The sequence below is a fragment of the Nocardia goodfellowii genome, assembly GCF_017875645.1.
Lineage (GTDB): Bacteria > Actinomycetota > Actinomycetes > Mycobacteriales > Mycobacteriaceae > Nocardia > Nocardia goodfellowii.
This window is the reverse complement of record NZ_JAGGMR010000001.1, coordinates 1,921,919-1,935,763: the sequence shown is the minus strand read 5'-3', so window position 1 is coordinate 1,935,763 and position 13,845 is coordinate 1,921,919. Positions and strand designations below refer to the sequence as shown.

Here is a 13,845-nt window from a genome sequence, read left to right as displayed (position 1 = left end):
ATCCACCAGGATTCCCGATCGCGAGGGGAGAACGCAGTTGCCCGCGAAGACAGTCCTTATCGATGCTCCGTACGTGCCGCTGGAGAAGCGGCCGTTGCCGGCGGGGCGGCCGCGCAAGTGGTACATCCGGCACAACCGCAGGCTCAAGGCGATGCGGTTGACGATCGCCCTGCTGGATTCGGGCACCTACCTGCCGGATCAGGCGACGAACGAAAAGATCCGCCGCACAGCCGAAGTCATCGGAATTCGGCCGCCGTCCGACACTACTTGCCGGTTGGTGCGTACCCTGATGCGATACAGCCGCTGACCCGAAAAAGCTCGGACCGGTGCGACGCCCGGCCCGAGGGCGAAACGCTCACAGCGTAGTGAGCGTTTCGTTCCTGGTCGTCACACCATCCGGGCTATCGGCTGCTGCTACGCCGGCTCTTCTTGCGCGGCGGCGGCAGCAGTCCTTCCGCACGCAGCCGCGCCGCGTGCTCGGCCAGCGCCTCGACCAGCGGGCCGACCTGCGCCGTCTCCGGCTGCACATCCACACGCAAGCCGAATTCGATGGCCGTCTCGGCGGTCTTCGGTCCGATGCAGGCCACGATGGTGCGGGCGTGCGGCTTACCCGCGATGCCGACCAGGTTGCGCACCGTCGAGGAGGAGGTGAACAGCACCGCGTCGAACCCGCCGGTCTTGATCATCTCGCGGGTCTCGGCGGGCGGCGGCGAAGCACGCACCGTGCGATAGGCGGTGACGTCGTCGATCTCCCAGCCGCGATCACGCAGACCCTCGGCCAGGGTCTCCGTCGCGATGTCCGCGCGCGGCAGCAGCACCCGGTTGACCGGATCGAAAACGTCGTCGTAGGGCGGGAAGTCGGCGAGCAGACCCTCGGAGGACTGCTCCCCCGACGGCACCAGTTCGGGATTGATGCCGAACGAGCGCACCTTCTCCGCGGTGGCCTCACCCACACAGGCGATCTTCACACCACTGAAAGCGCGTGCGTCCAAACCGAATTCGGCGAACTTCTCCCACACCGCGCGCACCGCGTTGGTGGAGGTGAACACCACCCACTGGTAGCGGCCGTCGACCAAACCCTTGACCGCGCGTTCCATCTGGGCGGGGCTACGCGGCGGCTCGACCGCGATGGTCGGCACCTCCATCGGGATGGCGCCGTGCGTGACGAGACGTTCGCTCATCTCGGCGGCCTGATCCTTGGTGCGCGGCACCAGCACGGTCCAGCCGTACAGGGCACGCGATTCCCACCACGACATCTTCGAACGCGCGGCGACGACCTTGCCGATGGTCACGATCAGCGGGCCGACGAGTTCGGAGGCGGCGCTGTTCAGGGTGGCCAAAGTCGCTTCGATGGTGCGCTGCTGACGAGTGGTGCCACGCACCGTCACCGCGACCGGAGTCTGCGAGGCCATACCGTGTTCCACCAGGGCACTGGCGGTTTCGGCGAGGTGGCCGGAGGTGGCGTGCAGCACCAGCGGGCCGGGCGCCGCGGCCAGCGCGGCCCAGTCGACCTCGCCGCGCACGTCGGCTTCGGTGTGGCCGGAGCCGAGCGCGATGCCGGCGTAGCTGGGCACCGCGGAGGCGTTCGGCAGGCCGGGCAGCACCTCGAACACCATGTGCGAACGGGTGACGGTGTTGACCTCGGTGATCACCGAATCGGTGGTCAGCGGATCGCCCGCGACGACACGGACCACGTCGTGGCCGTTGCGGGCCTCGGCGATCAGCGTCTTGGCGACCTCGGCGGGCTCGCCGAGCGCGGGCCGCACATCCACCGGGCGGGTGCCGTCCTCGTTCTCCTCGACCGCGCTGCCGATGAGGGCGAGCACGCCCTTGTCGACATCGGGGTCGGTGAAGGCCAGCGTCGCGCGGCCCAGCACCTCACGCGCACGCACGGTGAGCAACGCCGGGTCGCCGGGCCCCGACCCCACGAAGAGAATCCGGCCGGGTTGCTTCTTGGTAGCGCGGCTCATGCTTGCACCTCGCTGACGCTCAGTTCCAGCAGGCCCGAAGGCGCTGTGCCATTGATCCGCTCGCGGGGCTCGCTCATTGGCTGTTCTCCATTGGGCTCGGGTTGGCGAAGTCTGTTGCGGGCGAACTCACCGCATCTGAGGATGAACCGGGCGCCGGTTCGGGGGTGCTGAGCAGCTCGCGGGCACCGAGCTCCAGCAATTCACGGGCCAGCGCGCGGCCGATCTCAGCGGCGTTCTCCGGCGAACCGACGCTCGAGGCCCGGATGACATCGGACCCGTCGATGGCGGCCGCGCACGCGCGTAGCGAAAGTTCGTCGACGATCCGGCCGTCGTCGTCGAGTGATTCGACGACCTCGGCGAGCGCGCCGATCGGGGCCGTGCAACCGGCCTCCAGTTCGGCAAGCAGTGCGCGCTCGGCGGTGATCGCCGCGCGGGTGGCGGCATCGTCGAGCCTGGTCAGCACCTCGATCAGGGCGGTGTCCGAGCTGCGGCACTCGACCGCGAGCGCACCCTGGGCGGGCGCGGGCAGCATCTGCACGGGTTCCAGCGCCTCGGTCACCGCGTCGGTGCGTTCGATCCGGGCCAGGCCGGCCCGGGCGACGACCACCGCGTCGAGTTCGCCCTCGGCGACCTTGCGCAGACGGGTGTCGAGGTTGCCGCGCAACGGCACGATGTTCAGGCCGAGGCCCAGCGCCCGCAGCTGCGCGGCACGCCGCGGCGCGGAGGTGCCGACGCGCGAACCGGCGGGCAGTTCACCGAGCACCAGTCCGTCCCGGGCCACCAGCGCGTCGCGCGGATCCTCGCGGAGCGGGATGGCGGCGATGGTGAAACGCGGGTCCGGCGCGGTGGGCAGGTCTTTGTAGGAGTGCACCGCGATGTCGATGGTCCCGGCGGCCAGCTCGTCGCGCAGGGCCGAGGTGAAGACGCCGACGCCGATCTTGGCGACCGGATCCGACGACAGATCGCCGGGCGTCTTCACCACCACTAGTTCGGCGTCGTGTCCGGCGGCGATGAGCGCGTCGCGCACAGTGCCGGACTGGGTCAGCGCCAGCAGGCTGCCCCGGGTGCCGATACGCCAAGTGCCGCGGGTTGTCACGTTGCCCTCGATTTCCTGAGCCATGGCGGCGGAGCCGCTGGAATTGGTGGGCCTGGCATCGGTCGGCCTGGAATTGGTGGACGCGGTCATGCCTGGGCCTCCTCGTCACCGAGATGCCCGGCCGTGAAGTCGTCGGCCAGACTCGGTTCACCGGCCAGCGCGGAGATCTCCATCGGCGCCGCGACGGCCTGTGCCGCACCGGGTTTGAGTTCGAACAGTTCGCGCAGCGCTTCGGCGTAGCTGTCTCCGCCGGGCGTGGACGCCAACTGCTTGACCCGCACCGTCGGCGCGTGTAGCAACTTGTCGACCACCCGGCGCACCGTGCGCGCCACCTCGTCGCGTTCCGGATCGGCCAGCGAAGGCAGGCGCGAATCCAGCCGCAGCAGTTCGGCTTCCACCACCTCGGCCGCGCGCTGACGCAGCGCCGCGACCGTCGGGGTGACCTCGGCCATACGCTGGCCCGCGAGGTACTTGGCGAGTTCGTCGGCGACGATCGAACGCGCGGCGGCGGTGTCGTCGGCGGCCGCACCGGCGGCCGGATCACGCTGCAGCGTCTCGATATCGATGACCGTCACATCCGGCAGCCCCGCCACCGCGTGCTCCACATCGCGAGGCAGTCCGAGATCGCAGAACACCAGCGGACGAGCCGAAGCGGCGGCCCGATCGCGGTCGGCCAGCGCCCGGTGCGTATCCGCGAGCGTCACCACGGCGCCGACCGCGCCGGTACAGGTGATCACGACATCGGCCGCGGCCATCGCCTCGGTCAACCGGGAAAGTTCCAGCGCACTGGACTCGACGCCGTAGGTACCCGCGGTGTCGGCGAGCCGCTGCGCGCGGTCCACGGTGCGGTTCACCACAATGATCCGGCCGATGCCGGCCCGCGAAAGATGCGCTACCGCAAGGCTTCCCATCGCGCCCGCACCGACCACGACGGCGGTGCGGCCCGCGATCGAGCCCAGCACCTGCTGCGCCCGGTCCAAGGCCACCGACACCACGGACGCGCCGGCCCGGTCGATCCCGGTCTCCGAATGCACCCGCTTGCCGACCCGCAGCGCGTGCTGCGCGAGTTCGTGCAGCGTGCGGCCGACGGCCTGCTGCGCGTCGGCGGTGGCGTAGGCGCTGCGGATCTGGCTGAGCACCTGCTGCTCGCCGATCACCATCGAATCCAGCCCGCTGGCCACCGCGAACAGATGCTCGGCGGCGGCCTCGCTGTAGCGGACATAGGCGTGCTTGGTCAGATCCGGCAGCGGCATGCCCGAATGCTTGGTGAGCAGTTCGCCGACCTCGGCGAGACCACCGTGGAAGGCGTCGACCACCGCGTAGATCTCCACCCGGTTGCAGGTGGAGACGATCATCGCCTCGGAGACATGGCTGGATTCCAGCATGCGGTCGATCAGCTTGGGCCGGTCGGCGTCGGTGATCGCCACCTTCTCCAAGACGGAGACCGGTGCACTCCGGTGCGAAATGCCGACAAGAAGAACGCTCACGCCTGCGCCTCGCTAACGCTCGGCTCCGGCGTGCGCGTCGCACGCTGGCACATGGTTCGTTCGCTGCGCTCACTCACGGGGTAACCACCGATCCCTTGCTGTCTCCAGTGGGGGCTACCCCCACACCCCCCAGGCTGCGGCGCGGTCCGCCTTGGACCTCCGGTCGGGGCGGCTCCGTTGCCTGATGCGAGGACTTCGTGTGTTCGATGGCCCGGTGCGCGGCGGGCGGCACGCGACGGGCGATCCGGCCCGATCCGGCGTGCGCCACGGGCAGGGCCGCTGCCTCCGCCGCGGTGTCGGACTCGAGGTTGCGGGTGCGTTCGAAGGAGAGCATCTGCATCTCCACCGCGAGATCGACCCGGCGAACCTCCACCGATTCCGGGGCCGACAGCACCGACGGGGAGAAGCTGAGAATGGATTGCAGCCCGGCCGCGACCAGCAGGTCGCACACGTCCTGGGCGGCCGCGTCGGGCACGGTGATGACCGCGATGGTCGGCTCCAGTTGCGCGACGGCGGTGGGCAATTCGGCGACATCGCGGACCTTCAGTCCGGCGACCGTCAGCCCGATCACCTGCGGGTCGTGATCGAAGACGCCGACCACGGTGAAGCCACGCCGCTTGAACCCGCCGTAGCCGACCAGGGCCCGGCCCAGGTTTCCGGCGCCGACGAGCACCACGCGATGTCCTCCGGAGAGTCCGAGCACATCTTCGATCCTGGTGCGCAACTTGGCCACGTCATAGCCGACACCCCGTACGCCGTTGGGCCCGAGGAACGAGAGATCCTTGCGCAACTTGGCGGAATTGACACCCGCCGCGACAGCGAGTTCCTCACTCGATACGATGAGTACTCCGTCGTCGGCCAACATGGCGAGGACCCGGAGGTAGGTAGCCAACCGCGCTACGGTGGCTTGTGGGATGTCCTTCGTGGACACCTTCTGCAGAGCCCTGCCGGAGACGCCGCCCGGCGCCTCATGCTGCTCTGTCACGTGTCGGCTCCTCGGTTCCGGACTGCTCGAGGTCCGGTTTCGCTCGTCCTCTGGCCCGGGGCGGTCCGGTGCCATGGTCGAAGTGTCGGATTTCAGGGGGCGCTTCCGCAGCCTCGGCAAGCGGGTCGCGTGCCACCACCGTAACTGCTTGTGCAGCCCTTCACAAAGTCGGTGAAATTGGCCTCATTTTCCGCTGCGACCAGGCAAGCGTCCAAAATCGGGCCGAACAGCTTCGGCTCAGCGAGTCAAATCGGCCCTCAGCCGGGTTTCATCGACGTCGAAATAGCTGTGTTCCCGGCCGTCGAGCAGCACCACCGGCAGCCGGTCCCCGTACTCCGCGCGCAGGCCAGGGTCGGTGGCGGCGGCTTCGTCGACATCCAGCGTCTGCGGTTCGATACCGAATTCGCCGCAAATCCGACGCAGTTGCTCGAGAGCCACGCCACACAGGCCACAGCCCGCCCGCGTCAGCAAAGTCACCGAATGTGTGGGATTGGTCATGGCGTTCATTAAAGCTTCGTCCAATTCGCGGTGCTCGCGACGCCCCACCTGGTTACCCAGGCCCTTCTGCGGGCGCTGAGCTCACACCGCGCCTGCGTACCTTCCGGTCCCGATCCCCGCCGCCGGTTAGGGTGGACCTGGTTCGCGCTACGGGCGGAGGTACTGGTGCCGGAACGAGAGAAGGCCGAAAGGACCGGATTCATCGCGGGGCGCTTCGGCGAATTCCCGGTCAGATGGAATCAGGGTCGTCTCGGGCAGAGCCTGCACGATCAGCTCACCCGCCTGCCGCGCAGCCCGTTCGGGCCGAGCGAGGAAGAAGTGCGCGCCAATCTGGCCGGTGAAGCCAGCGCCGACGCCGCCCTCACGCTGCACGACGCGGAGCTCGCCGCCGAGACCGAAGAGCCCGAGGTGCCGCGGGATCTCACCGCCGCCGCGTTCTTCGACGTGGACAACACCATGGTGCAGGGCGCGTCCATCGTGCATTTCGCCCGCGGGCTGGCCGCCCGGAAATACTTCAAGACCTCCGACCTGGTCGATGTCGCCTGGAAGCAGGTGAAATTCCGGGTCACCGGCAAGGAGAACAGCGCCGATATGCTCTCCGGCCGGGAGAAAGCGCTCGCGTTCATCGCCGGTCGGCCCACCGCCGAACTCGCCGCGCTCGGTGAGGAAATCTACGACGAGATCATCGCCGACAAGATCTGGCCGGGCACGCGCGCGCTGGCCCAGATGCACCTGGACGCGGGCCAGCAGGTGTGGCTGGTCACGGCGACGCCGGTGGAGCTGGCGCAGGTCATCGCCAAACGCCTCGGGCTCACCGGCGCGCTCGGCACCGTCGCGGAAAGCGTCGACGGCAAATTCACCGGCCGCCTGGTCGGCGACATCCTGCACGGCCTCGGCAAAGCACACGCGGTCCGCACCTTGGCAATCCGCGAAGGCCTGAACCTCAAACGCTGCACCGCCTACTCCGACAGCCACAACGACGTCCCCATGCTGTCCCTGGTCGGCACCGCCGTCGCCATCAACCCCGACTCCGACCTGCGCGAGGTCGCCAAGAACCGCGGCTGGGAAATCCGCGACTTCCGCACCGGCCGCAAAGCGGCCAAGATCGGCGTGCCGACAGCACTGGCTCTCGGTGCGGCCGGCGGAGCCGTCGCCGCCGCCATCACCCGCCGCCGCGAGAGCTGATATCCGTAGCTTGCGGACATTTTCCAAATTGCTTGTGGAGCAATGCTTTTCGGTAGCAAGCTGACCCGTCGGCACTCTACGGACGGAAATGCGTCGGCTGCTGTGATAGCGATGTCGGTATGTATCCCGAGCCGGGTGAAGTTCTGCACTTCTCCGAAGATCCCACGATTACCCGGTTCGTCCCCCACGTCGCACCGACCGCCCGGCAGCCCGAGGCATACGTGTGGGCCGTGGACCGCGCACGAGCGCCCGACTACTGGTTTCCGCGCAATTGCCCGCGTGCCATGGCGTGGGTCGTTCCCGACTCGACCGCCGCTGATCGCGACCGGATCATCGGCGCGGGCAGCGGAGATCGGGTGCACGCCATCGAATATCGCTGGCTGACGGCGTTGCGCACCGTCGAACTGTTCGCCTACCGCCTGCCCGCGGCTGCGTTCGAGCCGTTCGGCGATCCGGTACCCCACGCCCACGTCGCGACCGTGCCCGTGGAGCCGCTGGGGCCCGCTCAGCGGGTCGGTGATCTCCTCGACCTGCATGAGCGAGCCGGAATTCAACTGCGGGTGCTACCGACGCTGTGGGACTTCTGGGATGCCGTGACGTCGAGTTCGCTCGGCTACAGCGGGATTCGGTTGCGTGGTGGGCGACCGCGCGGCTGATCGGGTCAGCCCGTGAAGGGGTTGCGGCGTTTGGTGAGGAGTTTGTAGAGGGTGCTTTGGATTGTTTCGCGGACCTGGTCGGTGACCTCGAACATGGTCATCGGGTCGTCGGCGGCCTCGGCGTCGTAGCCGGTGGTGGGGATGGGTTCGCCGAATTCGATGTACCACTTGGAGGGCAGGGGTACCGCGCCGAGCACACCGAGGTGCGGGAACAGCGGGGTGACCGGGAAGTACGGGAGGCCGAGCAGGCGGGCCAGAGGCTTGAGGTCGGCGATCTTCGGGTAGATCTCCTCCGAACCGACGATCGAGACCGGAATGATCGGGGCGCCGGTGCGCACGGCCGCGGCGACGAAACCGCCGCGGCCGAAACGCTGCAGCTTGTAGCGGTCGGAGTAGTGCTTGCCGATGCCCTTGAAGCCCTCGGGGAAGACACCGGTCAATTCGCCGGTGCGCAACAGCCTTTCGGCGTCTTCCCGGCAGGCCAGGGTGTGGCCGGCCTTGCGGGCCAGGACGCCGAGCATTGGCAGTTCGAAGATGAGGTCGGCGGCGAGCAGGCGCAGCGCGCGCTGCTTGACGTGGTGATCGTGGATCGCCAGTTGCAGCATCAGCCCGTCCAGCGGCACGGTGCCGGCGTGGTTGGCGACCAGCAGCGCGCCGCCCACCTCGGGGATGTTCTCGATCCCGTTGACCTGGACCCGGAACCACAAATCCGACATCGGCCGCAGGGCGGGCAGGATCACCGATTCCAGCAGGTGCTCGTCGAAACCGAACTCGTCGACCTGGTAATCGCCGGTGAGCCGGCGGCGCGCGAAGTCCGCGGTGCGGCTGATCCCGGTACCCAGCGTGCTCCGCACCAGATCGGTCAGCGACTGCGACTGCGGCGGTTCGGCCGCAGCGAGACGTTCGGTCAGCGAAGTCACCTGGTTCGGCGCCGATCGGCCCGGTTCCGGCCAGCGACGGGCCGTCGCCCGCGGGCGCGCCTCGATGTTGGAATCGTGGAGTGGGATGACTTTCGCTACGTGGTTCATGACTGTGCTCCCGTACCGGCCCCGAGCAGGCCGAGCAGTTTCTTTTCTGCGGCATCGATCCACGCTGGATCGAAGACGGGTCGCGACGCTGCGCCCCCAATAAAGTCGTCGAAGGCCTGCACAGTAGTCCAGCGCGGCACGAATTCGAGCTCTGTGCGCATGCGCGTGGTGTCCAGGCCACAACCGAAATGAAAATAGTCGAGTTGTTCACCGCTGAATTCCCGCATCACCGGGGCCATCAGCGCTCGTCCCGCGGTGCGGAACACCAGGAACGGCAGCGGCAGCTCGAGCCGGCCGGCCCGCCGTACCGCCTGGGACAGCGCCAGCGCACCGTCACCAGCGATGTTGAACGTGCCGCCGGGTGCCATCCGGGCCGCCTGCGCCAGCGCGGCTACGGCGTCTTGCTCGTGCAGCAGCTGCATGCGCGCGTCCCGCCCGAAAACCGTCGGCGCCACCGGCGAACGCACATATTGCACCGCCCGCCCGGCCAACCGCGGACCGACGATCGGCGCGAACCGCAAAATGGACGTGGAAATATCGGGGCGACGACGCGCGAGACCCCGCACAAATCCTTCGATTTCGATCAAGTCGCGCGCGAATCCGCCTTTCGGCGGCGTGCGTGCGCTCATTTCCTCGGTGAATTTCGCCGGGTCCTTCGGACTGCAGCCGTACACCGCCGAACTGGAGCGCACCACCACCCGGCGCACCGAGGGCACTTTCTGGCAGACCGCGAGCAGCTGCATGGCGCCGAGCACGTTGTGGTCCTTCATCACCGCGCGAGTACTGCCCGCCGGTGGCCGGGTCAGCATCGCGGCATGCACCACCGTGTCGACCTCGTTGCGATCGATCACCTTGCGGATCAAGGGATTTCGGATATCGGCGCGCACGAGTTCGGCGCGGCCCATGCGGCGCTGCAATTCTCGGCTGGGCGTCATGGTGTCGACGGCGAGGATGCGCTCGACCGAGGGATCCTGTGCGAGTTCGGCCACCACATTGCCGCCGAAGAAGCGGCTGGCACCCGTCACGAGCACCACCTTGGGCGAATTACCGTCTCGTACTTCAGATCCCACTGCGCCGGTTCCCACCTACCAGGCCCCCCAGTTGAATTGCGTGCGGTTCCAGGGTAGCCGCTACCGTCCGAGACACCGAGGGTGTTTACCTGCTTATAACGATGATTTCTGTCACCGCCTACAAGATTTCGGCATTCGACCAAACAACGAGCCCGCCACCACTAGGGTGACGGGCTCGTCGACTACTTGCGCTGGCAGGGGCGCCCAGCCGGACCGGTCAGGCCCGGCAGTCGCTCACTTGCCGAGTTTGCGCCGCTGGACACGCGTGCGACGAAGCAGCTTGCGGTGCTTCTTCTTCGACATGCGCTTGCGGCGCTTCTTGATCACAGAACCCATAGGGTTTCCTCGCGTTCTCTTTAGTACTCGGCGCGCACGCCAGTCACGTACGCCTTACTTCAGCGCTCGCGCCGCCAGCAGACACCGGACACCACGAAGCGGTGCCGCCGGCAGGCGAACACGAACCGAGGGTTCATCCTACCGGGGCACCCGGCCAGCTATGAAACCGCCTTCTACCTGGACACCATCAGTGCGAGAAAACCACTGTCAACCGGCGTCGAAGTAGGACGTCTCCAAATAGTCGTGCACCGCTTTGGCATGCACTCGGAACGACCGGCCCACCCGCACCGCGGGTAGTTCACCCGAGTGCACCAAGCGGTAGACCGTCATTTTCGACACCCGCATCAAGTTCGCTACCTCGGCAACCGTCAGGAACTGCGTGCCGCCACCGAGCAGGGGTTGCCCCGCACTCGATCTGCTGCCCGAAGGACCTGACGAACCTGGTGACGAGCCCGAGCTATTCGTAGATATCTTGTTAGACATCATTGCACCATTGACCTCCGGCACGTCCGCGCCACCGGCTTCCCCACCGGCGGAACAGACACGCACGTGCTCCTTGAAGCTTAGCGGTGCCAGTGGGATTACTGCGACGGGTGTGAGAAATCAGCGTCATACGCTGGGAGTCCACCGGACACCCGGAAGACGCGTGGCGTTAATTCGCGGAGTTGCCGTCGCCGCTGCCCTGCTCGGCCGAGCGCTCCTTGGCCGCGTGCAAGGCCTCCAGAAACGCCGAGCGGACGCCCCCGCGCTCCAGTTCACGCAGGGCGGCGGCGGTGGTGCCCGCCGGAGAGGTGACCGCGGCGCGCAGCTCCTCGGGGCTCTGGCCGGACTCGTCGAGCAGGGCGGCCGCGCCGACCATGGTCTGCACCACCAGCTGGGTGGCCACCGCGCGAGTCAGGCCGAGGCCGACGCCCGCGTCCACCATGGCCTCGACGACCAGGAAGAAGTAGGCGGGCCCGGAACCGGAGACCGCGGTGACGGCGTCCATCTGCGATTCGGTTACGGTCGCGACCTTGCCGACCGAAGCCAGCACATCGGTCACCAGCTCGAGTTGCTCGGCCCGCGCGTAACGGCCCGGAGCGAGCACGCTCATGCCCTGGCCCACCAGCATCGGGGTATTGGGCATTACGCGCACCACGGGGAAGCCCGCGGGCAGCTTGGCCTCCAGCCGCGCGGTCGGTACGCCGGCGGCCAGGGACACCAGCACCTGGTCCTTGTCGCCGCCGTTGAGATCGGCCTTACCCAGCTGGGTCAGCACGCCGTCGACGTCACCGGGCTTGACGGCGATCACCAGCAGATCCGCCCCGACCGCCGCGTCCGCCACCGAGTGCGTGACCCGCACGCCGAACCGGCTCGCGATCAGTTCGGCCCGATCCATGTGGGTCTCCACCACGACCAGGTCCTTGCCCGCCCGCCCGGACTCGAGCAAACCAGCGATCAACGCCTCCCCGATCCGGCCTCCACCGATCACCGCAATTCTCGTCATGGGCCTAGACCCTAATCGCGGGCTGTCGTGGGACGAATCAGCGGGGAAGGGGCATCAACGCCAGCTGACGGCTCTGCGCGACAACGGCTCCGGTGGAGTCGAGGATCAGCTGATCCTCGTCGAACATGCGGCCGCCGACCTCCTGACTGGTGGCGATGACGCGCAGCCAGCCCGGCGCGGGCCTGCGCCGCAGGTAGGTGGTCATCTGAACGGTCGGCGCCCAGCCGAAGTGGCCCAGATTCATCGGGACCGGCGGGCTCATATCGGCCGCCATCATGGCGAAGTACATCGCCACGTCGGGATCGGCCTGGTCGCCGTCGAACGGGCGCATCCACAGCCGCAGCCGCGGTTCACCCTGCTTGCCGTCGAGGAAGCGGGCCCACTCGCGATCGATGAAGACCTGGGCGCCCTGGCCGACGTGCACGATGCTGCCCATCGGCGAATCGGGGCCGTAGCCGAGCGCGTCGGCGGGCGGCTCGGCCGGCATATCGCTGTGTTCGTAGGCGTAGAGCGGCGCGATGTCATCGATGTGGCCGAAGGTGAAGGCGGTGCGCACACAGGTGCGGCCGTGCTGGACCAATTCGGCGTCGGCCAGGCAAATCTGGCGGCCGACCTTGCGGATCGACACCTGGTATTCGACCTCGCCCGGTTCCGGGGCGCCCAGGAAGTCGGAACTGGCCGAGATCGGGGACATCTCGGCCAGCGCCGGATCGGTACCGCGCAGGAAGGTGGTGGCCGCGGCGGCGCTGCCGGCCACCATGGTGCCGCCGTGCACCTTCTTGCCGATGGTCCAGATCTTGTCGATGACACCCGCGTAGCGGCCGGGCGCGCCGAGCTCGGTCAGGGCGCACACCCGGCTGAAGGGCGCGGCGCCCGTTTGCTCCATCGGCTCCGCCTCCCGCCTGTCCCCGGCCAATTCGGCGGTCAGCTCCGGCATCGTCACTCCTGTCGTCCGTAGGCCGCGTCACCGCGCGGCATTCGTACAGCGTAGAACGAGCGGAATCGCCGGTGCTATTCCGGATCGGAACGGACTGCCGCCTCAGATCAGGTCGGCGCGCGGATGGGCCGACGCGGCCGCGGGCGCCAGACCGTTGAGATGGACCCGGGCGAAGGCCAGGGTGCGGCGCAGCATCGCGGCGCGTTCGGCGGTGGTGCGCGCGTTCTGGGTGTTGATCTCGGCGACCGCGTGGCCGGAGAAGCCGGACCGCACCAGCATGGCGCAGACCTCGGCACACGGCTGGGTGCCGTCGCCGGGGACCAGGTGCTCGTCGTGCGCGGCGCCGCGGCCGTCGGCCAGATGCAGGTGTGCCAGTCCGGAACCCATGCGGGAGGCCAGTGCCAGCGGGTCGGTGCCCGCGGTCGCGGTATGCGACAGATCCAGGGTGTAGTGCCGGAATCCGGTGTCGGTCGGGTCGTAGGACGGACTGAAAGCCGTGAGGCCCCAACCCGGTCCGCCGCGCCGCTCCAGCCGCTTGGCGGCACTCGACCCGCGGCCGAACAGCGTGTCGGCGCGCATCGGGAACATGTTCTCCACCGCGACGATGACGGGGCTGTGCTCCTCGAGTTCGGCCACCTGCTCGGCGAAACCTTCGGCGTACCGGCGCTGCCAGCGGAACGGCGGATGCACCACGACGCTGCTCGCGCCCAGCGCCTCGGCGGCGCGCACACTGCGCTCCAGCTTCGCGACCGGATCCGAACCCCAAACCCGTTGTGAGATAAGCAAACAGGGCGCGTGCACGGCCAGCACCGGCACGTCGTATTTGCGCATGTAGGACTGCACGATGGCCAGGCTCTGACTGGCGGGCTCCGCCCACACCATCAACTCCACACCGTCGTAACCGATTTCGGCCGCGTAGCGGAATGCCGCCTCGGTGTTCTGCGGATACACCGAGGCCGTGGACAGCCCCACCTGAATGCCCCGCCCGGGTGGGCCGTGCTCACCCACCGACCCAGACCCGGCCTGCTCGGTATCGCGAGCCCCGTCCCGCACTTCGCTCGCTTCTGTGTCGTCCGCCTGCCCGATTTGCCCCACAGCGACTCCTGTATCC

At 68.2% G+C, this 13,845-nt stretch carries 15 protein-coding genes; 3 read left to right on the top strand and 12 right to left on the bottom strand.

From position 1 onward, the window contains the following. Positions 1–37 precede the first annotated feature (37 nt). On the top strand, positions 38–307 hold the full coding sequence (locus BJ987_RS08505; RefSeq protein WP_209886495.1) for a hypothetical protein: 270 nt from the start codon (positions 38–40) through the stop codon (positions 305–307). 94 nt (positions 308–401) lie between these two features. Here BJ987_RS08505 and BJ987_RS08500 read toward each other — a convergent pair whose 3' ends face one another. The 5 genes from BJ987_RS08500 to BJ987_RS08480 form a co-directional block, all read right to left on the bottom strand. Continuing rightward, positions 402–1,970 (bottom strand): bifunctional uroporphyrinogen-III C-methyltransferase/uroporphyrinogen-III synthase, encoded by a 1,569-nt coding sequence (locus BJ987_RS08500; protein ID WP_209886491.1) that lies wholly within the window; start codon positions 1,968–1,970, stop codon positions 402–404. A gap of 73 nt (positions 1,971–2,043) precedes the next feature. Next, on the bottom strand, positions 2,044–3,090 hold the full coding sequence (hemC, locus tag BJ987_RS08495) for a hydroxymethylbilane synthase (protein WP_209898075.1): 1,047 nt from the start codon (positions 3,088–3,090) through the stop codon (positions 2,044–2,046). A gap of 62 nt (positions 3,091–3,152) precedes the next feature. Then, positions 3,153–4,553 carry a glutamyl-tRNA reductase gene (locus BJ987_RS08490; RefSeq protein WP_209886488.1) on the bottom strand — a complete coding sequence of 467 codons (1,401 nt, stop codon included), beginning with the start codon at positions 4,551–4,553 and terminating at the stop codon, positions 3,153–3,155. A 73-nt stretch (positions 4,554–4,626) separates the two neighbouring features. After that, positions 4,627–5,538: a redox-sensing transcriptional repressor Rex gene (locus BJ987_RS08485; RefSeq protein ID WP_209886485.1), complete on the bottom strand. Its 912-nt coding sequence runs from the start codon at positions 5,536–5,538 to the stop codon at positions 4,627–4,629. A 237-nt stretch (positions 5,539–5,775) separates the two neighbouring features. Then, positions 5,776–6,036 carry a glutaredoxin family protein gene (locus tag BJ987_RS08480; protein ID WP_209886483.1) on the bottom strand — a complete coding sequence of 87 codons (261 nt, stop codon included), beginning with the start codon at positions 6,034–6,036 and terminating at the stop codon, positions 5,776–5,778. Between the two features lie 261 nt (positions 6,037–6,297). Here BJ987_RS08480 and BJ987_RS08475 point away from each other — a divergent pair, with 261 nt between their 5' ends. Both BJ987_RS08475 and BJ987_RS08470 read left to right on the top strand, forming a co-directional pair. Continuing rightward, on the top strand, positions 6,298–7,221 hold the full coding sequence (locus BJ987_RS08475) for an HAD family hydrolase (protein ID WP_245366693.1): 924 nt from the start codon (positions 6,298–6,300) through the stop codon (positions 7,219–7,221). 119 nt (positions 7,222–7,340) lie between these two features. Next, positions 7,341–7,877, top strand: coding sequence for a DUF6886 family protein (locus tag BJ987_RS08470; protein ID WP_209886480.1), 537 nt, complete (start codon positions 7,341–7,343; stop codon positions 7,875–7,877). 5 nt (positions 7,878–7,882) lie between these two features. Here the strand turns inward: BJ987_RS08470 and BJ987_RS08465 are convergent, their stop codons facing one another. The 7 genes from BJ987_RS08465 to BJ987_RS08435 all read right to left on the bottom strand — a co-directional run bounded on the left by BJ987_RS08465 (position 7,883) and on the right by BJ987_RS08435 (position 13,706). Beyond that, entirely contained in the window at positions 7,883–8,905 is a 1,023-nt protein-coding gene (locus tag BJ987_RS08465) for a lysophospholipid acyltransferase family protein (protein WP_209886476.1), read from the bottom strand. Then, positions 8,902–9,936 (bottom strand): NAD-dependent epimerase/dehydratase family protein, encoded by a 1,035-nt coding sequence (locus BJ987_RS08460; RefSeq protein ID WP_209898072.1) that lies wholly within the window; start codon positions 9,934–9,936, stop codon positions 8,902–8,904. The genes BJ987_RS08465 and BJ987_RS08460 overlap by 4 nt, the downstream gene beginning before the upstream one ends. A 273-nt stretch (positions 9,937–10,209) precedes the next feature. Beyond that, on the bottom strand, positions 10,210–10,311 hold the full coding sequence (locus BJ987_RS08455) for a 30S ribosomal protein bS22 (protein WP_003402602.1): 102 nt from the start codon (positions 10,309–10,311) through the stop codon (positions 10,210–10,212). A 207-nt stretch (positions 10,312–10,518) separates the two neighbouring features. Beyond that, positions 10,519–10,794, bottom strand: coding sequence for a helix-turn-helix domain-containing protein (locus tag BJ987_RS08450; protein WP_245365869.1), 276 nt, complete (start codon positions 10,792–10,794; stop codon positions 10,519–10,521). A gap of 169 nt (positions 10,795–10,963) precedes the next feature. After that, positions 10,964–11,797, bottom strand: coding sequence for a pyrroline-5-carboxylate reductase (gene proC, locus BJ987_RS08445; RefSeq protein WP_209886473.1), 834 nt, complete (start codon positions 11,795–11,797; stop codon positions 10,964–10,966). A 37-nt stretch (positions 11,798–11,834) separates the two neighbouring features. Beyond that, entirely contained in the window at positions 11,835–12,683 is an 849-nt protein-coding gene (locus BJ987_RS08440; protein ID WP_209898070.1) for a thioesterase family protein, read from the bottom strand. A gap of 153 nt (positions 12,684–12,836) precedes the next feature. Further along, positions 12,837–13,706 (bottom strand): sugar phosphate isomerase/epimerase family protein, encoded by an 870-nt coding sequence (locus tag BJ987_RS08435; RefSeq protein ID WP_209898067.1) that lies wholly within the window; start codon positions 13,704–13,706, stop codon positions 12,837–12,839. Positions 13,707–13,845 lie beyond the last annotated feature (139 nt).

Bases quoted from the DNA above. Each gene is read 5' to 3' on its own strand.
- BJ987_RS08500 (WP_209886491.1), bottom strand. From the start codon at position 1,970: ATGAGCCGCGCTACCAAGAAGCAACCCGGCCGGATTCTCTTCGTGGGG.
- BJ987_RS08450 (WP_245365869.1), bottom strand. From the start codon at position 10,794: ATGTCTAACAAGATATCTACGAATAGCTCGGGCTCGTCACCAGGTTCG.
- BJ987_RS08440 (WP_209898070.1), bottom strand. From the start codon at position 12,683: ATGGAGCAAACGGGCGCCGCGCCCTTCAGCCGGGTGTGCGCCCTGACC.
- proC (WP_209886473.1), bottom strand. From the start codon at position 11,797: ATGACGAGAATTGCGGTGATCGGTGGAGGCCGGATCGGGGAGGCGTTG.
- BJ987_RS08455 (WP_003402602.1), bottom strand. From the start codon at position 10,311: ATGGGTTCTGTGATCAAGAAGCGCCGCAAGCGCATGTCGAAGAAGAAG.
- hemC (WP_209898075.1), bottom strand. From the start codon at position 3,090: ATGGCTCAGGAAATCGAGGGCAACGTGACAACCCGCGGCACTTGGCGT.
- BJ987_RS08470 (WP_209886480.1), top strand. From the start codon at position 7,341: ATGTATCCCGAGCCGGGTGAAGTTCTGCACTTCTCCGAAGATCCCACG.
- BJ987_RS08465 (WP_209886476.1), bottom strand. From the start codon at position 8,905: ATGAACCACGTAGCGAAAGTCATCCCACTCCACGATTCCAACATCGAG.
- BJ987_RS08480 (WP_209886483.1), bottom strand. From the start codon at position 6,036: ATGACCAATCCCACACATTCGGTGACTTTGCTGACGCGGGCGGGCTGT.